Source organism: Pedobacter sp. PF22-3 (assembly GCF_026239555.1).
Taxonomy (GTDB): Bacteria; Bacteroidota; Bacteroidia; order Sphingobacteriales; family Sphingobacteriaceae; genus Pedobacter.
In genome coordinates this window covers 1-20,629 of the sequence record NZ_JAPIVP010000010.1, presented here as the reverse complement: position 1 = coordinate 20,629, position 20,629 = coordinate 1, and the positions used below count along the sequence as shown (strand labels likewise).

Annotated in this window: 20 protein-coding genes; 8 read left to right on the top strand and 12 right to left on the bottom strand. The window is 38.0% G+C overall.

Annotated features, from left to right (window positions below; all coding sequences use genetic code 11):
- Positions 1 to 938: 938 nt before the first annotated feature.
- From OQX63_RS13810 to OQX63_RS13770, 9 genes are all read right to left on the bottom strand, one after another.
- Positions 939 to 1,808: a pirin family protein gene (locus OQX63_RS13810; protein WP_265851456.1), complete on the bottom strand. Its 870-nt coding sequence runs from the start codon at positions 1,806 to 1,808 to the stop codon at positions 939 to 941.
- Between the two features lie 77 nt (positions 1,809 to 1,885).
- A complete protein-coding gene (locus tag OQX63_RS13805) occupies positions 1,886 to 2,416 on the bottom strand; it encodes a YceI family protein (RefSeq protein WP_265851455.1) in 531 nt (176 codons plus the stop codon).
- Positions 2,417 to 2,609: 193 nt separating this feature from the next.
- Positions 2,610 to 3,197, bottom strand: coding sequence for a Crp/Fnr family transcriptional regulator (locus tag OQX63_RS13800; RefSeq protein ID WP_265851454.1), 588 nt, complete (start codon positions 3,195 to 3,197; stop codon positions 2,610 to 2,612).
- A 13-nt stretch (positions 3,198 to 3,210) separates the two neighbouring features.
- Positions 3,211 to 3,369, bottom strand: a complete 159-nt coding sequence (locus OQX63_RS13795) for a FeoB-associated Cys-rich membrane protein (RefSeq protein ID WP_082458743.1) — start codon at positions 3,367 to 3,369, stop codon at positions 3,211 to 3,213.
- Positions 3,370 to 3,837: 468 nt separating this feature from the next.
- A complete protein-coding gene (locus OQX63_RS13790; protein WP_265851453.1) occupies positions 3,838 to 5,022 on the bottom strand; it encodes a hypothetical protein in 1,185 nt (394 codons plus the stop codon).
- A 191-nt stretch (positions 5,023 to 5,213) separates the two neighbouring features.
- Complete coding sequence (locus OQX63_RS13785) at positions 5,214 to 6,056, bottom strand: type 1 glutamine amidotransferase (RefSeq protein WP_265851452.1); 843 nt, start codon at positions 6,054 to 6,056, stop codon at positions 5,214 to 5,216.
- Between the two features lie 8 nt (positions 6,057 to 6,064).
- Positions 6,065 to 7,165, bottom strand: a complete 1,101-nt coding sequence (locus OQX63_RS13780) for a carboxylate-amine ligase (RefSeq protein WP_205058729.1) — start codon at positions 7,163 to 7,165, stop codon at positions 6,065 to 6,067.
- Between the two features lie 29 nt (positions 7,166 to 7,194).
- On the bottom strand, positions 7,195 to 8,265 hold the full coding sequence (locus OQX63_RS13775) for an ATP-grasp domain-containing protein (RefSeq protein ID WP_265851451.1): 1,071 nt from the start codon (positions 8,263 to 8,265) through the stop codon (positions 7,195 to 7,197).
- A 171-nt stretch (positions 8,266 to 8,436) separates the two neighbouring features.
- A complete protein-coding gene (locus OQX63_RS13770) occupies positions 8,437 to 9,144 on the bottom strand; it encodes an esterase family protein (RefSeq protein ID WP_265851450.1) in 708 nt (235 codons plus the stop codon).
- Between the two features lie 181 nt (positions 9,145 to 9,325).
- Here OQX63_RS13770 and OQX63_RS13765 point away from each other — a divergent pair, with 181 nt between their 5' ends.
- Positions 9,326 to 10,138 carry an alpha/beta hydrolase gene (locus OQX63_RS13765; RefSeq protein WP_265851449.1) on the top strand — a complete coding sequence of 271 codons (813 nt, stop codon included), beginning with the start codon at positions 9,326 to 9,328 and terminating at the stop codon, positions 10,136 to 10,138.
- 182 nt (positions 10,139 to 10,320) lie between these two features.
- Here the strand turns inward: OQX63_RS13765 and OQX63_RS13760 are convergent, their stop codons facing one another.
- On the bottom strand, positions 10,321 to 10,998 hold the full coding sequence (locus OQX63_RS13760) for a TIGR02117 family protein (protein ID WP_265851448.1): 678 nt from the start codon (positions 10,996 to 10,998) through the stop codon (positions 10,321 to 10,323).
- A gap of 141 nt (positions 10,999 to 11,139) precedes the next feature.
- Here OQX63_RS13760 and OQX63_RS13755 point away from each other — a divergent pair, with 141 nt between their 5' ends.
- Entirely contained in the window at positions 11,140 to 11,592 is a 453-nt protein-coding gene (locus OQX63_RS13755; protein WP_265851447.1) for a VOC family protein, read from the top strand.
- 82 nt (positions 11,593 to 11,674) lie between these two features.
- Here the strand turns inward: OQX63_RS13755 and OQX63_RS13750 are convergent, their stop codons facing one another.
- Positions 11,675 to 12,022 carry a hypothetical protein gene (locus OQX63_RS13750; protein WP_265851446.1) on the bottom strand — a complete coding sequence of 116 codons (348 nt, stop codon included), beginning with the start codon at positions 12,020 to 12,022 and terminating at the stop codon, positions 11,675 to 11,677.
- Between the two features lie 282 nt (positions 12,023 to 12,304).
- On the opposite strand from OQX63_RS13750, the gene typA reads away from it, so the two are divergent.
- The 6 genes from typA to OQX63_RS13720 all read left to right on the top strand — a co-directional run bounded on the left by typA (position 12,305) and on the right by OQX63_RS13720 (position 19,719).
- Entirely contained in the window at positions 12,305 to 14,110 is a 1,806-nt protein-coding gene (typA, locus tag OQX63_RS13745) for a translational GTPase TypA (RefSeq protein ID WP_265851445.1), read from the top strand.
- Between the two features lie 679 nt (positions 14,111 to 14,789).
- A complete protein-coding gene (locus tag OQX63_RS13740) occupies positions 14,790 to 15,716 on the top strand; it encodes a lysophospholipid acyltransferase family protein (RefSeq protein WP_265851444.1) in 927 nt (308 codons plus the stop codon).
- A gap of 91 nt (positions 15,717 to 15,807) precedes the next feature.
- Positions 15,808 to 16,683 carry a lysophospholipid acyltransferase family protein gene (locus OQX63_RS13735; RefSeq protein WP_265851443.1) on the top strand — a complete coding sequence of 292 codons (876 nt, stop codon included), beginning with the start codon at positions 15,808 to 15,810 and terminating at the stop codon, positions 16,681 to 16,683.
- A 78-nt stretch (positions 16,684 to 16,761) separates the two neighbouring features.
- Positions 16,762 to 17,952 (top strand): serine hydrolase domain-containing protein, encoded by a 1,191-nt coding sequence (locus tag OQX63_RS13730; protein ID WP_265851442.1) that lies wholly within the window; start codon positions 16,762 to 16,764, stop codon positions 17,950 to 17,952.
- Positions 17,953 to 18,068: 116 nt separating this feature from the next.
- The gene (locus tag OQX63_RS13725; RefSeq protein WP_132398905.1) at positions 18,069 to 19,112 is read left to right on the top strand and encodes a hypothetical protein; all 1,044 of its coding nucleotides are present in this window, start codon (positions 18,069 to 18,071) and stop codon (positions 19,110 to 19,112) included.
- A 40-nt stretch (positions 19,113 to 19,152) separates the two neighbouring features.
- On the top strand, positions 19,153 to 19,719 hold the full coding sequence (locus tag OQX63_RS13720) for a thioredoxin family protein (protein WP_265851441.1): 567 nt from the start codon (positions 19,153 to 19,155) through the stop codon (positions 19,717 to 19,719).
- A 212-nt stretch (positions 19,720 to 19,931) separates the two neighbouring features.
- Here OQX63_RS13720 and OQX63_RS13715 read toward each other — a convergent pair whose 3' ends face one another.
- Positions 19,932 to 20,492: a type 1 glutamine amidotransferase domain-containing protein gene (locus tag OQX63_RS13715; protein ID WP_265851440.1), complete on the bottom strand. Its 561-nt coding sequence runs from the start codon at positions 20,490 to 20,492 to the stop codon at positions 19,932 to 19,934.
- Positions 20,493 to 20,629: the final 137 nt, after the last annotated feature.

Below are 20,629 nucleotides of genomic sequence, written 5' to 3'. Positions count from 1 at the left end.
TATGAAGATTGGATGAATGATTTAGAAATTAAGCAACGTAAATTTAGATCGTTAGTTGTACTCTAAGATACTATTTTATTGATTGAAGAATGAATTTTTGGATACTCTTTGTCATTAATAAATTAAGGATTTTATAATGTGAATTAAAAAGCAATCATAGTAAAACAAGCATAGGCTAGGATGGTCCAACTATTCATTCGAGCAGATGACAAATAGACATTGGTACGGGTTTAAATTATTCCGGGTCCTGCCAATATGAGGGGTTTTCCTTGCCATAGGCCCAACTTATTTAGCCCTTGCCGAAGCGTACAAGCGCAGCGAAGGAATAAACGATGTTTCTTGCACGGTACTTGCGCTCCTAAAACCATTTTCGCAGAAAATAATTTAATTAGCGAGATAACTTCCCTCGCCAATCGGATAAGTGGCTTTTTGGAAATGAACAGTTCTGTGCTTGTGGAGGATTACAGCCCCGCTATCCCTACTGCCGATTGAAAAAATCGGCATTCGTACTCTCGGGTTTAGATGACTACTGTTCTTGCCACTATGAGGGGTTTTCCTTACCATAGGCCCAACCTATTTAGCCCTTGGCGAAGCGGTACCCTGCAGGCCAGGAGGTACGATGGCCGAAGCGTACAAGCGCAGCGAAGGAATAAACGATGTTTCTTGCACGGTACTTGCGCTCCTAAAACCATTTTCATAGAAAATAATTTAATTAGCCACATAACTTCCCGCGCCAATCGGATAAAAAGTTTTTAGGAAATGTAGCGTTCTACGCTTGTGGAGGATTACAGCTTATCATAACGCAATGATTGGACACTGTTTTAATATAAAGTCACAAAAAAAGCCGACAATTACAAAAATGCCGGCTAATTTTATCTATTCAGTATGATGGATGCTGAAACCAATCCGATAACTATCGGATCAGCATGATTTTACGTTTACTCTTCTAAATAACCAAATCTGCCTTGATTGTAATCTTCAATGGCCTGATGAATCTCGGCCTCGGTATTCATTAAAAATGGCCCATATTGTGCAATCGGTTCGTCGATTGGTTCTCCGCTCAACACTAAAATCACACTATTTTCTAAGGCTTCAATTTTAATAGCTGTGCCTTTGTTGCTGAAATAGATAAAATTATCTGCAACAGTGGTTTCCGATCCATTTATATTAATTGAACCTTCAATCACCATCAATCCGGTGTTAAAATGTTCAGGAAAATTAAAAGTAGCTTGGCCACCTTTATTAAGCCGGGCATTATAGAGTTCGATTGGGCTAAAAGTCTTTGCATTGCCTTTTATGCCTTCATAATTGCCTGCTATAATTTCAATTTTTCCTCCATTTTCTGGAATATCAAAACGGGCCATATCAGCTTGTTCAATAGCTTGATAGCCAGGTTTACCCATTTTATATTTGGCAGGTAAATTAACCCATAGCTGTACCATTTGAAAAGGACCTCCAGCCAAACTGTAGTTCGCTTCATGATACTCTTTGTGCAGTATACCACTTGCTGCAGTCATCCATTGAACATCACCCGGATAAATCACTCCGCTGTTTCCAGAGCTATCGTGATGTGCAACCGCACCGTGATAGGCAAGCGTTACTGTTTCGAAGCCCCGGTGGGGATGAATGCCAACGCCCCTTGGTTCTTTCCTTGCAGAAAATTCGATCTTTGAGCCATAATCCATTAAGAAAAAAGGGCTCATATTGAGTTGATATCCGCTTGGAAAAAAATTATGTACTCTAAAGCCATCGCCAACCATATGTGGCGCGGGAGCTTTTAGTACTTTTTCTATTTGTTTTGTTTCCATGATTGGAACCTTTCTGTTATGCGTTTGGCGTATGGCGTACATTACGCTAATCGCCAAACGCCTATCGCTTATACGCGCTACGCTTGTTTCACAAACTGTAATTCGCCTAAAATGCGAACTTCTTCACTTACCATTACACCACCAGTTTCCAGTGCCGCATTCCAGGTTAAACCAAAATCGGAGCGGTTAATTTTTCCACTTAAAGTAAATCCTGCTTTGGTATTTCCCCAAGGATCGGTAGCAATGCCACCAAATTCTGCGGTTAATTTTACGGGTTTAGTTTCACCCTTAATAGTTAAATCACCTTTAACGATATAATCGCTGCCATCTTTTTCTACCGAGCTGGATTTAAATTCAATGTGTGCAAATTTTTCAGCATCGAAAAAATCACCACTTTTTAAATGGTTATCGCGGTCCGTATTTCCGGTATCAAGCGAACTGATATCACCTTTAAAGGAAATCTCTGCATTTTCAAATTCATCACCTTCAGACAATAGTTCTGCTGAGAACGATTTTAAACTACCTGTTACAGTAGTAATCATTAAGTGTTTTACTTTAAATTGTAATTCGCTGTGGGTTGGATCTAATGTCCATTTTGTAGTTGCCATATCTTTTGTTTTTGAGATGTTTAATATTTACAACACAAAAGTACAGCGCAGGTTTTTATTACCTATTGATGTATGGTAAGTAATTGGAAATGATTGAATGATAGATTGATTAGATGAGAGAATATTGAAATATTAACGGTTGAAAAGTTAAATTTAATTAAAGTATTCACTCATTCAAAATTCACTCATTCAATTAAGGTCTGAAGTGTTTGTTCGCCAGTTCTTTTCTTACACGGCTTAACGATTCGGGCGTGATGCCAAGATAGGAGGCAATCATCCACTGTGGTACACGGAGCGTAAGGTTAGGGTAAAGTTTAATAAAGTCCAGGTATCTTTCTTCGGCTGTTGCACTTAATAACATGTTAATTCTTTTCTGCATAAAGCGGATCGAATTATTTAACAGTTTGATTTGCATGGGCTGTAAGCATGGTACTTTCCTTGCTGCTTCTTCCATGAAATTGTTGGGCATTAAAACCGCCTCGGTTGTTTCAATAGCATCGATAAAAAATATCGATGGCTCATTGTTCATATTGTTACGATCAGAAACCAGCCAGTTTTCTGGGGCGAACTGAAGGATGTGTTCTTTACCTTTTGCATCAATTGAATAGGCACGTAACAAACCTTTGCCTACAAAATAACCATGTTTAAAATTATCGCCTGTATACTGAACTATTTCGCTTTTCTCGAACTTTTTAATCTTTAAAACAGACGATATGCTTTCGAACTGTTCATCAGTTATCTCTATTTTTTCCTGTAAGTATTTTTGAAACTGATGAATCATAAAAGGTAGAATATTATTTTTTTACGGGCTTAATATCGGAAAAATCTACGCCACATTTACAATTGCCACCACATCCATCTTTTTTTACCTGTAAAGATTTAAAAACCAAACGGCCAACATATACCAATGCGACCGCAAAAAGTAAAAAGACTAAAATCGTTTGAATATCCATAATACAAATATAAGTGCTTTTAAGAGGATGGGATTCAGCTAAATGTAAATATTGAATACAAATCTTGTTTTACCACAGAGAGAACGGAGTTTTACACTAAGGACAAGAAGAGGTTTTATGTGTATGGATGGTCTATCATTAACCGCAAAGTACGAAGATTTTCGCGAAGAGCCCTAAGTAGAATGCGTTTTTTACCACGTAGATAACGGAGTTTTGCACTGAGGACAGAGAGACGTTTTTATGCGTATGCATGGTTTATTAGTAACCGCAAAGTACGCGAAGGGTTTCGCGAAGAGCGCTAAGTTTGTTTTTACCACAGCGGAAATGAGTTTTCCACAGCGGCTGAGAGATTTTATACACAGGATGGTTTATCAGATCAATGCTAGATTATGCTCTGTGATCCTTTGTGACTTTCTTTGCGACCTTTGTGGTTAATAATCTTTGCGTGCTTTGCGGTTAAACACAGAATTATTCCATAAAACCTATAGTACCGCCAACCCAATCAAAATCGGCATTGTACCGTACACCAATCATTTTACCACGGCTTAGTCTGGCAAGATTAATGCACAGTTGGGGTTCGCCACCATCAGGCCATAAATACATCATCCTGATTTCGGCTTTTACACCACCATCGGGCGACTGTACTGCGGGCTCATAATTTACTTTACGTTGTAAAATCCAGTTTTCAGGATCCTTTATATCGGCAATATCTTCTTCATTTACATCAATAATAACGCCCATGCCGGCGAAAGAAAATAAGGGTTTAAGCACATAGTTTTCTAAATCGGCAGGAAGTTTTTCTATCTCGTTTAAAAAACGTGTTTCGGGTACAAATTCACTTTTCAGGAAAGGCATGGTAAACTTACTGATCCGATAAAACCAGTTGGGATGCGTTACCCATTCCACGTCAAGTTCTTCACGAGGATCGAAGCTGTTTTGAAAGATTTCGGTTTTATTAGCCACCTCATCAAAGATCAGGCGGTTATAAATTCTTTTAAGTTGAACCTTTCTGCCGTTTTCTTCGTAAAACAATTGTTTGCCTACTTTTTTAATCTCTTCCAATGCCAGAATTTTGATTCCCAGCATTTTCTGTGTAACGAAAAAATCTATAGCAGTTTTCTGGTTGGGGGCATCTACATCCATTAGTGCCACTTCTTCAGCTTCATGCTGGCCAATAATAACTTCTTTAAGCAGCTTAGTGTACTTTTCTTCGGTAAAGCCGTTTAAAAAATAATTTACGGAATCATCTATGCCGAAACTGCTTTTAAAAGTTTTACCCAGATGATGTTGAAAGCCATAAAGGGAAGGAAATCCCTGCATTTCGATTAACATCGGCGTAAGTTCTCCGGCTTGGTTTTTACATATGCCGAAATCGAAAGTTAAAAAGTGTGGTTGTTTATTTTCATTGGGCACGTTCCAATTTGTTGGAATCGATTTTTGGGTGAGTGCCTTAAAGTTAGGTTGCTTAATGAGGTTTATAATTTCTTCTCCTGCTGCGATTAGTTTTTCTTTTAAAGCTTTTGGAATAAAAACAGGCGTTTCTGCAACCCTAAAAGGGATTTCAGGATAACCACTTTGTAGTTGAGCGAGGAAGTTTTGGTACTTTTCGTTAGTGAATTCTTGGTTATATTTTTGGCGTTGGGCAGGTATCATAGGTTTTTGTGTCTTATTTCTGTTGCCGAATTCGTCATTACAAAAGAGTGATCGTCCTTTCGACCGTAGTGGAGAAATCTATCGACGATTATCATATACTTTTTTAATAGATTTCTCCATTCCGCTGCGCTCCAGTCGAAATGACGAATATATACGAAAGATTGCTTCACTCATTCGCTCAATCCATTTCTTCAGTTCGCAATGACGACTGTTTTTTGCAAATTACCAATTGCTTTCTGTAAGAAATTAGGTAAGATAACACTTTGCGTTAATACAATCCTTGCCGGATCATCTAAACTGTTCAGCATATCGAGGTACTTTTGTTCGCCATGCATGTCAACGATTGCTTTTTTCTTTTCTTCCTGAAGTAAGTACATTTTCATGCCTACCGGATCAGCCTCTGGGTGGAATTGTGTACCGATGATTTCATCAGAAAATCGGATTGACATCATACAACGTTCTAAATCTACATGTTTACGCTCTTTTTCAATGGCCAATAATTTTGCACCTTTTTTTTCAAAAGCAGCAAAATCTGGTTCTATAACCTGCCAGTCTCTGCTGTCTACCGAAAAGAAAGGGTTCGTAATGCCATTAAAAATTTCGTCTTTTTCTCCATCTTCAGTCAAGGTTATCGGGAAAATACCAAAAGCATTCGACCGTCTTTCTGTAACATTGCCCAGATCATATTTTCTACAAGCCAATTGAAAGGAGTGGCAGATCAAAAAAGCATACTTTTTTCTTTCGTTGTTTTGATGGTTAAAATCTTCTATCTGATCTAAAAGGTTAAAGAAAACATTTTCCCATTGCTCGCCTTTACTTTCAATTGGACTACCCGGGCCACCGCTTGAAATATAAGCATCATAATCAATGCCTGGTATTTCTCCTTTTTGCCTTAAATCAAAAATATCAAAACTTAAATCGATATTGTTTTCGTTTTTAAAGCGGGATAAAATTTCCTGAATTCCCCGCATGCCCTGGTTAGGTGCACCGTTATTCATGTCAATAACAGCTACCTTTAAGCTTCTTTTATCCATTTCTAAAATTACTTTGCGCCTATAAGTGTTTGATTAGTAATATAATCCACCACCGCCTCAAAGTTACCGGTTTGTTGGTAAACGGCCAACTGCCGGTCTGCACCGGTGCCGTGTTCTAATATTTTATGCACGTAATTGATATCATCGCGACAACCTAAATCATCCACTACATCATCCACAAAATCCAATAATTCTAAAACCAGGTTACGGCAGTTTACTTCCATTTCTTTTCCAAAATCAATTAGGTTTCCATCAATTCCGTAACGTGCAGCCCGCCATTTGTTTTCGTTAATCAATGCCCTGGAATAGCTGATGAACTCCATGTTCTGTAGGCGCAATTTGTAAAGTTTGGCACACAGGGATTGAAATAAGGCGGTAAGCGCCATCGTTTCATCAATCAGCATCGGGCAATCGCAAATGCGGAATTCAACGGTATCAAAGAAAGGATGCACACGAATATCCCACCAGATTTTTTTGGCGTTATCCATGCAATTGGTTTTGATGAGCAGTTTTACATAATTGTCATAATCTTCAATGCTGTTAAAAATATCAGGAATTCCCGTACGCGGAAATTTGTCGAAAATTTTAGTACGGAAAGATTTGTAACCGGTATTGCGCGATTCCCAGAATGGAGAATTGGTTGATAAAGCAAAAACGTGTGGTAAGAAATACCGCACCTGATTGGCAATGTGGATAGCCAGTTCGCGCGATTGGAAACCTACGTGTACGTGCAGACCAAAAATAAGATTAGAACGTGCAGCTTCCTGTAGCTCGTTCACAATTTCGTTGTAACGTGGATGTTCGGTAATCAACTGCTTTTCCCAGTGTGAAAAAGGGTGTGTGCCTGCAGCGCCAATTCTTAAACCTTGCTCTCCGGCCAGTTGAGAAACCGTATAGCGCAATTGAGCAATTTCTTGACGGGCTTCGGTAGTGGTGCGGCAAATACCTGTACCAACCTCTACCACGGCCTGGTGCATTTCTGCCTTAACCTGGTCTTTGTGTATTTTTTGTGCGGCCTCGACAATTTTTTGTTCGTGAGAAGTAAGTTCTCTGGTAACGGGATCAATTACCATGTATTCTTCTTCTATGCCCAGCGTAAACTCATTCATCCTTCTATTGATTAAAAATTAAATCCCCACTATTTTTTTGCTGCAGCTTTTTTAGGTTTTGCAGGTGTTTTTTCTGTTTTAGCCTTTTCGGTAGCGTTAACTTTTTTCGCGGCGGCTGTTTTGGCTGCTGTTGTTCCAGCCTGAGCGATTAAAGGTTTACCACCAACTGACGATTTAATGTATTCTCCCCAAGTCAAATTATCTTGTCCGTCTTTTTGCGTTTTAGCTCGTTCTATAGCATAATTTGCGGTGGTTTCTACTACCCAGTCAAAATTCTCCTGACCAACACTTTTAATATCGGCATCAGGGGCAGGGTTACAAAAGTCGATAGCAATAGGTACTCCATTACGCACAGCGAACTCAACCGTATTAAAATCGTATCCTAAATAATTACATAATTTTAAGGTGTACTCTTCTACTGTTTTAAGTAATTTTGGATCTGGCGATTTACCTTCTGTTGCATAGCGTAAATGATGTGGATTGCGTGGATCGTACTGCATAATGCGTACATGTTTGCCACCTATACAATAACACCTAAAATATTCTTCGAAAATAATTTCTTCCTGCAAAAGCATTACCAGTTGTTGGGTGCCGCTGTGTTTATCAAAAAAGTCTTCCTTGTCATGAAGTTTATATACATCTCTCCAGCCACCGCCATCGTAAGGTTTCATATAGGCCGGAAAACCCACGTATTCAAAAATAGCATCCCAATTTAATGGCATTTCGAGATTAGAAAATGATTCTGATGTTGTTCCCGTTGGATGTTCTCTGGAAGGGATCAGAGCTGTTTTGGGAACGGGAACACCGATTTGTTCGGCAAGGGCATTGTTAAAAAACTTCTCATCGGCACTCCACCAAAATGGATTATTGATTACGGCAGTTCCGGTAATGGCAGCATTTTTTAAGGATGCGCGGTAGAATGGCACATCCTGCGAAATCCGGTCGATAATCACCGAATAATCCAGTGGTACATTTTGGAATATCTTATCTATTTTAACAGCTTCGGCAGTAATGCCTTTTTCTGCTTTTTGATTAATCCTTTCGATTACGGCTTCAGGAAAAGAGCGTTCTTGTCCAAATAAAATCCCTATTTTTTTCATAGTTTTAATTGTCTTTCAATGGTAATGAAGCGATCATGAGCCCTTTGTGGTTATACTTGTTTGCTCATGAAGGTTACATTGGTAATTTTGTTTAATTGTTAACTGGTTAATCGGCTAATTGTTTGATGCTTGGGACTTAAATCGACTACAGACTTAGCACTCCGGACTAATCTATAGCTGTGCAATATAGTCCGGAAACATTTCTCTCCAGATTGGCCAATCGTGGTCTGCATTTTGTCTGATATCAAGCCAGTGGTTAATCCCCTTTTTGTTTAAAATATTCGATAATCGTTCATTATCCGGTCTGCACATATCGCGGTCTGTTGTGCCCAAAACCATTTTCATATAATGCAGCTCTGGGTTGCTGTTGTTTAAGAGGTAATCAACCGGGTTGTTGAAATAAACATCATCATTGTAAAAGCCATCTAGTTGACCAGAAATATCGAAAGCGCCACTCATGCTGAACATATGACTAACCAGCCATGGATGCCTGAATGCAAAATTTGCAGCGTGATAACCACCAAAACTGCAGCCGGCAGTAATAATTTTACTGTGCCCGGTTTCTTGTCTGGCCAGCGGGGCCACCTCTTCTAATAAATATTTATCGTACCAGATGTGATTTTTAACCCTGTCGGCAGGATGAATGCTTTTGTTGTACCAGCTTTGTTTGTCAACACCGTCCGGGCAATAAATTTTGATTTTTCCTTCGTTGATAAATCCCTCAACAGAATCTATCAATTTAAAATCCTTGTTCTCAAAATATCGACCCATGCTTGTTGGGAACAGTAGGATCGGGATACCACCGTGACCAAAGATGAGCATGTCGATTTCGCCACTTAAATTCGGGCTGTACCATTTCTTATGTTCTTCTTTAACCATAATACAAATTGAATGTTTAAGGTATAAATTAAAATTTATAATAAGAATAGTATAAATGGTAAAAATGAATCAAATGGGGAGGCTTTTGTAAAAATTAACCTATGATAATTAATAATTTATGGAGATTTGTAACTTTGCAGCCTAATTCTGAGGCGATAGCCATGTGATAGGGATCTTGATTATGATGTACACCACAATTTTATCTGTAAAAGTTAATACCAGCAACTTTAAAATATCTTCAAATTATTTAAAACGTGAGGTAGAGATAGATATTTATACACCCGAAGGTATTTTAGGGAATGAGAAAATAGAACTTCTTTTATTAAATGACGGGCAAGATGTGGCCAAAATGGATTTTGGCCGGATTTTGGAAGATGCCCACCACGCCAAAAGAAACCATAGGTTAATTGTTGTAGCCATCAAAGCCTCAGAAGACCGTTTAATGGAATACGGTGTTGCATGTACGCCCGATTTTAAAGGACGTGGAGCAAAAGCTAACCTATATACCGATTTTGTGATCAAAGAGCTTTTGCCTTTTGTTAAAAAGAAAATTGCGATGCCCATTACCGGTAAAGTTGGTTTTGCAGGATTTTCTTTGGGAGGTTTGTCTGCTTTTGATATTGCATGGAATAATCCTGCTGCATTTGATGTTGTAGGTGTTTTTTCAGGTGCATTTTGGTGGAGAAAAAAAGATTTGAATGATGGCTACACCGATACCGACCGCATTATGCATCAGCAATTGGAGAACACCTTTAGCAAGCCGGATATGAAATTCTGGTTGATGACCGGAACAGAAGATGAAAAGGCTGATCGTAATAAAAATATGATTATCGATTCTATAGACGATACTATAGATCTTGTTAAAATCCTTCTGAATAAAGGATACAAACGGCCTGATCATATTTTTTACTATGAAAAAGTTGGTGGTAAACATGATGTGCCAACCTGGGAAAATGTAATGCCCGCCTTTTTAGATTGGGCATTTGAGGTTTAGTTAGAACTTCGTCAAATCCCAAGAGGTCGTCATTTCGAGCGGAGTGCAACGAAGTCGAGAACCCGAAGGCTCAGCGAAGCTAAATCTATCTAGAGATAGATCTCTCCATTCCACTGCGTTTCAGTCGAGATGACGCCTGGTATAAATTTCAATCGAGATGACGCCTGTTATAAAAAAGTTATTTACTCATACTTCAAAAAAATACCGGTATCAAATATCGTCCACAAACAACTGCGTTGTCCGCAGCTTTTTAATGCGGCATTAGCCCAGGTATTGCAGGTTTTGAAAATACTGTAACTGCCCTTTGCTTCGTAAAAGGCATCGCCAATATCATAATGAATGTTTGATTTAACGGGGATTAAATGTCCTGCCTCATCTTTTTGAAAACTATTTAAAATATAATGAATCAGCTGCCGATATTGTGTTTTGCTGATCATGATTTTTATACAGTTCGCATCTTCCCTTATATTTTTATAATAAGTAGTGTGCATGGCCGATGTACTCAGGCCAGAGATTGCCCGCAATCCGTTACTGAGTTTAAGGTCTGAAAATTCTGGGGTTTCCAGGTAAAATTTTTTATCTCCCCAGCCCATGGCCAGGTATTGGTAACTGCTATCTGCTTCTAAAGTGTTCCGGTAACGGATTTCTTTTGTCCAGTTTATTTCTGTGCTAACAGCCGGAACCACAATATCAGTGTGCACGCCATTGGTCATAATGTATATGGTAACTTCTTTAGTGTTGGTTGGATTGGCATTTATGGTAATGCGCGAGCAGCAAAATGCAGTAAGGAAGTAAATCCCGATCAATGCCATAAAAACAATTAAAAATCTGCCTGTATACTTTAGAATCCTTTTGTTCATCCCAGCTTTATTGTTTCAGTTAATACATCAACTGCATTTTTGGTAACCCAATTTATAGAAAATTATGCTAATCGATTTTATTGATATTGATATCGAAAAACATGATTTTTTGCGTGTAGAAGTTATCCCTACCTTGACCACATGATAAAAGGATTATTTGAGACGCATATTTATGTTGAGGATCTGGAAAGATCGATTGATTTTTACAGCAATGTTTTAGGTTTAACGCAATGCCATTATGAAGCGGAACGCAGAATTGCATTTTTCTGGATTGGCAAGCCGCAGGAAGCCATGTTGGGGATTTGGGAAAAGCCAAAAGCAGAAATTGATGTGAGGCATTTTGCATTCCGCTGTGAGGTAGATGATGTACTGAATAAATCAGTTCAGTTTCTAGAATCTAAAAACCTTCAGCCTTATAATTTTCTTAAGCGTGACAATCGTGAGCCCATGGTTTTTGCCTGGATGCCTGCTTTGGCTATTTATTTTAATGATCCTGATGGACATGCTTTGGAGTTTATTGCCATTTTGGAAGGAGAAACAAGACCAGAATTAGGTGTGATTTCTTATCCGGATTGGTTAAAGGTAAACTTATAATTGGCATTTATGAATGCTATCTTAACGCCTTAATGGTTCAAATTAACAGGTATAATTTTATGACTTATTAATAGTTAAGGTGTTAATTAATTTCTTTATCTTCAATCATAATGCCGCCACCTTCGCAATGAATCAACACGGTGCATTCATCCCGTCTATCTTTTACCAGAACCTTGGTATTGATTTTACAAAGTTTTTCTGCCAGTTCATCCTGAATTTCAGCCCACTCCTGGCTAAGCGTTTCCAGTTCCTTTTCTTTGCGTTCCTTTTCTATACAGGCAATAAGGTGTTCGTCGGCCTGTGTGGAAGTAATGTAGGCTTCCTTTGATAAATCTGGTACTTCGGCCGCGTCCATAGCTCTTTTTGCTGCTTCTACTTCTAGCGACTTTTCTTCATAATTATCGAATAATTCTTGTATTGATTTTTCCATTTACATAATACCCTCAAAATTATTCATTTGTTTTGTTCATTTGAACCTGAAGGTTTTTTTTAAAACAGGCTTTAGTTTCTAAACCTGATGGAAACGGCAGCCCCGAATTTTTCATGAGGGCTAAAGTGTACAGCAGGACCGGTTAAACCGAAATGCCACTACAATTGCTTTTCTAACTAAAAATGAGACCATTGCAGCATTATTAAAGCATTAAATAGTGAGCGATATAGTAGAAAATCCATTTCTAAACACTATCTTTGCGCCAAATTTGAGGCGCATTTTATGCAAAAGATTAGAAATATAGCTATTATAGCACACGTTGACCACGGTAAAACCACGTTGGTTGATAAGATTTTACACTCTTGTTCTATTTTTCGTGACAACGAACAAACAGGAGAGTTGATATTGGATAATAACGATTTAGAGCGCGAACGTGGTATCACAATCGTATCTAAAAACGTATCAGTTCAATACAAAGATGTAAAAATTAACATTATCGATACACCTGGTCACGCGGATTTTGGCGGTGAGGTAGAGCGTGTTTTGAAAATGGCCGATGGTGTACTTTTACTTTGTGATGCTTTTGAAGGTGCAATGCCTCAAACGCGTTTCGTAACACAAAAAGCTTTGGCACTTGGTTTAAAACCAATTGTGGTAGTAAACAAAGTAGATAAAGAAAACTGTCGCCCAGAAGAGGTTTATGAGCAAATTTTCGAATTGTTCTTTAACCTTGAAGCTACTGAAGAGCAATTGGATTTCCCGGTTATTTACGGTTCATCTAAACAAGGATGGATGAGTACTGACTGGCAGAAACCAACTACTGATATTTTCGCTTTATTGGATGCTGTTGTAGCTAACATTCCGCCAGCACCAATTAACGATGGTACTTTGCAGATGCAGATTACCTCTTTAGATTATTCATCTTTCGTAGGTCGTATTGCAATCGGTCGTGTTCACCGCGGTACCATTAAAGAAAACCAGCCGGTTACTTTAATTAAACGCGATGGTAAAATTGTTAAAACAAGAGTAAAAGAACTTTACACTTTCGAAGGTTTAGGAAAAATCCGTACCACAGAAGTAGGTTCTGGAGATATTTGTGCAGTTGTAGGTATTGATGGTTTTGATATTGGTGATACTATCGCTGATTTCGAGGCACCAGAGCAATTGCCGGTAATTAGCATTGACGAGCCAACAATGAACATGTTGTTCACCATCAATAACTCACCATTCTTCGGTAAAGAAGGTAAATTGGTTACTTCTCAACGGATTAAAGACCGTTTGATGAAGGAAATGGAGAAAAACTTAGCATTAAAAGTTGTTGAAACTCAAGGTGCAGATTCATGGTTGGTTTATGGCCGTGGTATTCTTCACTTATCTGTATTGATCGAAACGATGCGTCGTGAAGGTTATGAGTTGCAAGTTGGTCAGCCACAGGTAATTGTAAAAGAAATCGACGGTAAAAAACATGAGCCAATTGAAACTTTAATTGTAGATGTACCTGCTGAAGTTTCTGGTAAAGTAATCGAATTGGTAACCCAACGTAAAGGTGAGTTATTGATCATGGAACCAAAAGGCGATTTGCAACACTTAGAATTCGAAATTCCATCTCGTGGTATCATCGGTTTACGTAATAACGTTTTAACAGCTACTGCTGGTGAGGCAATTATGGCACACCGTTTCAAAGCTTACGAGCCTTGGAAAGGTACTATCCCAGGCCGTTTAAATGGTGTGTTAATTTCGATGGATAAAGGTACTACTACTGCATATTCAATTGATAAATTACAGGATAGAGGTCGTTTCTTTGTAGATCCGGGTGTTGATATTTATGAAGGTCAGATTTTAGGAGAGCATATTCGCGATAACGATTTAGTAATCAACATCGTTAAAGGAAAAGCATTAACCAATATGCGTGCTTCCGGTACAGATGATAATGCACGTATCGCACCGGCAATTAAATTCTCGTTGGAAGAGGCAATGGAATACATCCAGGCTGATGAGTACATCGAAGTTACTCCGGTAAGCATGCGTTTACGTAAAATCTTCTTAACTGAGCAAGAACGTAAAGTTAAAGGAAAGCAATTCGCTTAGACTCCTAACTCCCCTAAAGGGGACTTAAAATATATACATTACAAAAGCCTCGATGTTGATCGGGGCTTTTTTTGCGTTTAAAAGGGTTTTATTTGAGTGCAACTTTAATCGTAAATAAGCCTTGATTTGTTAATCTCCGGGAGTTAGATTATTAACTTGAGTTCGATTATTAATATCTGTTTGAAAGATGTTCTGCTGATTTTTACTTCAAAGTCGTCACCCTGAATTTATTTCAGGGTCTTAATAGCAGAAAAGATGCTGACCACGAAGTAGCTATTAGGCCTTTAAAACAATAAAAACTGCTAATAAAATAAATTCAGCATGACGATAGCTTTAGAAAAAGGAGGTTAAAACTAATTAAAATGCATAAATATTAGTCGAAATCAGGTTATTAGGTATTGATAAAAATGATATGGAAAGCAGTTTCAGTACATTTTTATGGTTAGTCCTTTTTTCCGCAAAATACCCGATGAAAAATCGGGTGATACCGCTCCAATAAGGTTTAGGATCGTTAAGGCTGTTGTAATAGGTTACAATCTAATTATTAATCAGTAGGGCATTTTTCTGTCAGTAGTTTTTCATAAAACCTGTGAGAATAAAAAGTTAACAATCGGATGGCAATCAATTTTCTTATGGCTTTTAATTTTGTGTTTTATCAAACAAACTAATCGTCATAATTGTGATTAATAAAGGATTATCCAAGGTGGGGATATTTTTATTAAATATGCTCTCTCTATTGCCGCTCTTTGTATTGTATAGGTTGGCAGATGCTTTTTATGTAATAATCTTTTATATTTTCGGTTACCGCAGAAAAGTGGTTAAAGAAAACCTGATTAACGCTTTTCCGGAAAAAACCTCTACTGAAATTTATGCAATAGAAAAACGGTTCTATAAATTTTTGGCTTCACTTTTTATCGAAGTGATCAAAATGAAAAGCATTTCTAAAAGAGAATTAAACAAGCGGGTAAAATTTAAAAATACCGATCTGGTAGAAGCCTATCTGAAAAATAACGAGAGCGTACTTTTCTGTTCTTCACATTATGGTAATTATGAATGGGTGTGCATGGCTATTGGTTTAAACTTTTCGGGCACACATCTTCCGATTTATAAACCTTTAAGCAGCGACGTTTTCGATAACTGGTTCCTGACGATGAGAAGTAAATTTGGTAACCACATGGTATCGATGCGCCAAACTTTAAGGGCTATCCAAGCCAATAAACATAGGCCAACCATGTTTACTTTTGGTAGCGATCAGGCGCCTTCAAAAGACGAATCGAATTACTGGACAACTTTTTTAAATCAGGAATCTTCTATACAGCTAGGAATAGAGAAAATCGCAAAGAAAACTAACCGTCCGGTCTTTTATCTTAAAATCAATTATTTAAAAAGGGGATATTACGAAGTTGACTGCGTTCCGATCTGTTTAAATCCATCCGAAACAGCCGAGTTTGAAATTACCGAAATGCATACCCATTTTTTAGAGGATATGATTAAAGAAACGCCTGCTTACTGGCTATGGAGCCATCGCAGATGGAAATATAAACCGGAACCAAAGGTTTCAGCTATCGTTGAAAAGGATTGTGTTTTAATAGATGAACTGGCTTAACCAGAGCCATTTATAGAATTATTAAATCTAACATTTTCGTGGCATAATTTCATATCCTGCTGTTTAAATTAGCATTTCAACTCACCCTAATGTGATTAAAACGTGGATTTCCCGTTTGGGAATATTTCTTTTAAGCGTATTATCCCTGCTTCCATTATCTGTATTGTACATTATGGCTGATGGAGCTTATCTATTACTTTATTTTGTATTTCGGTACCGTAGGAAAGTGGTGAGGGACAATCTGTTAAATGCACTTCCCGATAGGGCATTACAAGAGATTTTAATTATCGAAAAGCGATTTTACCGTTATTTGGCCTCTCTGATTTTTGAAGTTGTTAAAATGAGTAATATCTCTAAGCAGGAGATCGAAAGACGTTTTGTATTTACAAACAAAGAGCGTATTCAGGAATACTTAGACCACGGCCAGAGTATATTAATCTGTTCAGCACATTATGGCAACTGGGAGTGGGGCACTTTGGGCTTAGGACTTAACTTTTCTGCAGATCATTACCCAATTTACAAACCCTTAAGCAATCCAACATTTGATCATTGGTTTAAAAAAGTACGAAGTAAATTTGGTAATAAATTAGTTGCCATGCGGCAAACCATGCGTGCATTGCAGGCTAGTAATGGTAAGCCAAGCATGTTTAGTTTCGGTAATGATCAGGCACCCGCTAAAGACGAATCGCATTATTGGACTAATTTTATGAACCAGCCCAGTTCTATACAGTTAGGGATTGAAAAAATAGCCAGACGTACCAATCAGCCTATTTTTTATCTCAAAGTGAAAGTGATAAGGCGTGGTTTTTATGAAGTTGATTGTGTGCCGCTCTGTTTAAATCCGGCTGAAACCGCTACTTTCGAAATTACTGAGCTGCATACCCGTTTTCTGGAAGAAATTATCAATGCACAGCCCGAATATTGGTTGTGGAGCCATAAGCGCTGGAAATATAAACCTCAACATTAACTACTTTTTTGAAAGGGATGCGCGAAAGCAGGTATAGTTTCCTAAATATTTTATATTTGCTATTACATACGCCTACCCATGAGAACCTTCAAAAAAATACTATTAATCCTGATTTATTCGGTTTTTTTATCGTTGCTGGCCTTATTTCTTTGGAAACCATATTTGTTGAAGGTATTAAAATACAGAACACCGAATGCCGAAACCTATAAAATTTTTCCACAGGAAGTTTCGCATAAAAGTGATTCGGTTTTTCATTTCATCAGATCGGTAAAACAACGGAATGACTTAGATACCATGCAGGTTTTGGATGGGAATAATCAATCTATTCCTTTGAAAGAATATTTGAAAAATGGACAGATTAATGCTTTTATCGTGATCAGGAACGATAGTGTCTTGTATGAAAGATATGTTAAAGGTTATAGCGATAGTACCTTGACGAGTATATTTTCAGGCGCTAAAAGCATGATTTCTATTGCAATTGGTCAGGCATTGGCAGATAGAAGTATTAAAAGCTTGGATGATAAAGTTATACAGTACATTCCCGAATTAAAACCAAACCCTGCTTTTGCACAGATTACCTTAAAAAATTTGTTGGATATGAAATCAGGTCTTGAGTTTCAGGATGCATTAGGTGGAGTAGTAAAAGCATTTTTTTCTGACGAGGCTAAATATTATTATACCAATGATATGAAAGCGCAGCTAATGAAAGTTAAATTGGTTAATAAACCTGGTACGGTTTGGGTATATAAAAGTATCGATCCTATTTTGTTGGGCTGGGTTTTAAAAAAGGCAACAGGTAAATCGGTAGCTCAATATTTTGAAGCCAATATATGGAAAAAGATAGGGACAGCATACCATGCAACCTGGGGTTTAGACCAGGCTAATGGCCTCACCAATACCGCAAGCCGTTTTCAGGTTACGGCCATTGATTTTGCGAAAATCGGCCGTTTATATTTAAATAATGGTAAATATAATGGAAAGCAGATCGTTCCGGAAAGTTGGGTAAATCAATCAACACATATTGGCACGGAAAAGCCCGCCTCTGCGAAAGGCTGGCAAAAATCGGCACATCATTATCTCTGGTGGATTCCGCAAGAAGGGTACCATGGCGATTATGCGGCAGAAGGTATGCTTGGACAAAGGTTATATGTTGATCCAAAAACAAATACCATCATTGTACAGTTTGCCGATCACGGCGCAGGGAATTATCCTTACCGGAAAATCAGCAGGTATCTCGCTGGATTGCCATTTAGTTATCCGAAGCCTTAAACGCAAAGAACGCTATGGGGTCGCAAAGTAGGCCAATAAATTTCAACTTTGCATTCCTTTGCGTAAAACTCTGTGGCCTTTGCGGTTAATTTTTTAAAATAGTAACTTGTCATTAAATGGAAAACAACGACGTAAAAATTTCAAAAAAGAAGCCGATTTTTCCCGTAACGCCTGCTTTGCAAAAATATTTGCGAACCTACCAGCGTGAAGCGAAATTGCCCATTGGTTATAACGACCTGATGCAATTTAACGAGGCTTTTCCATTAATGGATAAGTTTGGTAAAGATTCACTTTGGGAAGGCCCGATATATGCACAGGATTTAATTGAAAGATTGCATGATGGTTTAAAGGAAATTTATGCCAATCTAAAGGCATCGGGTAACCTGCGCATAGTTGAGCATAAGTACATCGATAAAATAGAGTATTGCACTTTCGGCAATACCCATCCTTTCCGTATCCGCATTGTGAACCGTTTAAATGATGTATATGATTACTTCTATATTAAAAAGGCTGATGCTTCGCGTATTTATGGCCTTGAAATGGAAGAAATACTTTCTCCCAATCAGGTAAATTACCTGGTAGATGGCAATACCTTGGTAGAAGAACACATCGCCGGGATTCCGGGTGATGTGTTTACGAAAGGACAGTTGTATACTCCTGAGTTTAATCCTACGCGTATAGCAAAAGAGTTTGTAAAGTTTAATGAGCGTTGTTTGATTATGCTTTTGGGCGATATGCGTGCGTACAATTTTGTGGTTCAGATTACACCCGATTTTGATGATATCCAGTTCCGTATCCGGGCAATAGATTTTGACCAGCAGTTTTATGAGGGGAATTTAAAAGTATACCTGCCCCAGTTTTTTAAAGAGAATTTGCCTTATGTAAAAATGAGTATGGAGCAATTGACAGAGAAAACGGTACTGCAATACCAGCAGGAAGAACGCTCGTCTATTGTACACCGCGTGAGGAGTGAGCGACACCGATTAACTGATCTCCGTGACGTTTCTAACAAAGAAGAACTCACCACGCCAGAAAATATCGCTTTGTTAAAACAGGGCATGAGCGATTATTTTAAGGATACGAATTACCTGCGCTGCAAAACCATGACCGATATTATTGAACTGAATATTAAAAATATTATCAGGCAAGTTAAGCTTTAAGAAATAATTAATTAAATTAACATCTCAAAATCAAGTCTTTATGAAAAATATAATTCTTTACAGTTTTTTTATTTTATTTATCAGTAGTGCTTTTAAACCGGATACACCACCTGCAAGTGCCGATGTGATATTAACCCACGCAATTGCCAAGGCGAAAAAAGAGAAGAAATATGTTTTTGTATTATTTCATGCTTCTTGGTGTGGCTGGTGCCATAAAATGGACGATAGTATGAACGATCCAGAAATTAAAGCTTATTTTGAGAAAAGTTACATAATTGAGCATTTAACAGTATTGGAATCGAAAGGAAAAGAAAACCTTGAAAATCCTGGTGCTGCCGAATTGTTGAAGAAGTATAAAAGTGATGGTTTCGGTATTCCGGTGTGGTTTATTTTTGATACCAATGGCAAATTAATTGTTGATTCACATCTCCGTCCCAAGGGAACAGGATTGGAAGTAAAAGGTCAAAATATCATTGGTTGCCCTGCTTCTAAGGAGGAGGTAAAGGCCTTTACAGATGCGCTCAAAAAGACGTCTAAATTAAATGATGCAGAATTAGCAAAAATAGCTGAACGTTTCAGGAAAAACGATCCAAAATATAAAGGGTAATTACCAGATTGTTTAATCCGCACTGATCTTTTTAGTGGTGTTGGATGTTACCATCCAACATTGAAAACGGTTCTGTTGGGTAATTCCACTTATAGAGAACAAGGCTCCATCAGATGGTAACATCTGACGGCACAAAAGTGCAGGTTAAAATAAAAACGGCTGGCAATTTGCCAACCGTTTTTGAGTGAATCTAGAAAGAGCGTCCAAAGTTTTTAAGCATGTTGCCCTTCATGAACACCTTCGGCAAATTCCTCTACAATTTTATCGTTAAATGCAGGTAAATCTTTAGGTGTACGGCTCGTTACCACACCTTGGTCTACCACTACTTCTTCATCAGACCAGATGGCGCCTGCATTAATTAAATCCTTTGAAATGTTTTTTACTGAGGTTAATTTTCTACCCTGTACTACATCTGCATTAATTAAAGTTTGAGGTCCGTGGCAAATGGCTGCTACAGGTTTTCCATCAGCGAAAAAAGATTTTACAAAAGCCAATGCATCTTCGTTAACACGTAACTGATCAGGATTGATTACGCCGCCTGGTAAGAGTAATCCGTTATAATCATTGGCATTTGCTTCTGCAATGGTTTTATCTACATCAACTTCTATCGACCAGTGGTCCTGATCCCAGGCTTTTATTTTTCCGCTTTTTGAGGAGATAATGTGAACGGTTGCTCCTTCTTCTTTTAACCTTTTAACTGGTTCGGTTAATTCTACTTCTTCAAATCCGCTTTCTGAAAGTACAGCAATGGTGCGGTTACTTAATTGTCCCATAATCTTTAATGTTTTTAATAGGTGATGTATTAAAGACAGTTGAGGAAAATTATTGTTTTTAGAAATTTAAGATTTAGGCTGGCATCTTGTATCGTCCGAACCATTTAACAGTGTCCAATAGGAGGCGTCATCTCGAT

Excerpts from the sequence above, each read along its gene's own strand:
- OQX63_RS13810 (WP_265851456.1), bottom strand. The coding sequence starts at position 1,808 with ATGGAAACAAAACAAATAGAAAAAGTACTAAAAGCTCCCGCGCCACAT.
- OQX63_RS13805 (WP_265851455.1), bottom strand. The coding sequence starts at position 2,416 with ATGGCAACTACAAAATGGACATTAGATCCAACCCACAGCGAATTACAA.
- OQX63_RS13800 (WP_265851454.1), bottom strand. The coding sequence starts at position 3,197 with ATGATTCATCAGTTTCAAAAATACTTACAGGAAAAAATAGAGATAACT.
- OQX63_RS13795 (WP_082458743.1), bottom strand. The coding sequence starts at position 3,369 with ATGGATATTCAAACGATTTTAGTCTTTTTACTTTTTGCGGTCGCATTG.
- OQX63_RS13790 (WP_265851453.1), bottom strand. The coding sequence starts at position 5,022 with ATGATACCTGCCCAACGCCAAAAATATAACCAAGAATTCACTAACGAA.
- OQX63_RS13785 (WP_265851452.1), bottom strand. The coding sequence starts at position 6,056 with ATGGATAAAAGAAGCTTAAAGGTAGCTGTTATTGACATGAATAACGGT.
- OQX63_RS13780 (WP_205058729.1), bottom strand. The coding sequence starts at position 7,165 with ATGAATGAGTTTACGCTGGGCATAGAAGAAGAATACATGGTAATTGAT.
- OQX63_RS13775 (WP_265851451.1), bottom strand. The coding sequence starts at position 8,265 with ATGAAAAAAATAGGGATTTTATTTGGACAAGAACGCTCTTTTCCTGAA.
- OQX63_RS13770 (WP_265851450.1), bottom strand. The coding sequence starts at position 9,144 with ATGGTTAAAGAAGAACATAAGAAATGGTACAGCCCGAATTTAAGTGGC.
- OQX63_RS13765 (WP_265851449.1), top strand. The coding sequence starts at position 9,326 with ATGATGTACACCACAATTTTATCTGTAAAAGTTAATACCAGCAACTTT.
- OQX63_RS13760 (WP_265851448.1), bottom strand. The coding sequence starts at position 10,998 with ATGAACAAAAGGATTCTAAAGTATACAGGCAGATTTTTAATTGTTTTT.
- OQX63_RS13755 (WP_265851447.1), top strand. The coding sequence starts at position 11,140 with ATGATAAAAGGATTATTTGAGACGCATATTTATGTTGAGGATCTGGAA.
- OQX63_RS13750 (WP_265851446.1), bottom strand. The coding sequence starts at position 12,022 with ATGGAAAAATCAATACAAGAATTATTCGATAATTATGAAGAAAAGTCG.
- typA (WP_265851445.1), top strand. The coding sequence starts at position 12,305 with ATGCAAAAGATTAGAAATATAGCTATTATAGCACACGTTGACCACGGT.
- OQX63_RS13730 (WP_265851442.1), top strand. The coding sequence starts at position 16,762 with ATGAGAACCTTCAAAAAAATACTATTAATCCTGATTTATTCGGTTTTT.
- OQX63_RS13725 (WP_132398905.1), top strand. The coding sequence starts at position 18,069 with ATGGAAAACAACGACGTAAAAATTTCAAAAAAGAAGCCGATTTTTCCC.
- OQX63_RS13720 (WP_265851441.1), top strand. The coding sequence starts at position 19,153 with ATGAAAAATATAATTCTTTACAGTTTTTTTATTTTATTTATCAGTAGT.
- OQX63_RS13715 (WP_265851440.1), bottom strand. The coding sequence starts at position 20,492 with ATGGGACAATTAAGTAACCGCACCATTGCTGTACTTTCAGAAAGCGGA.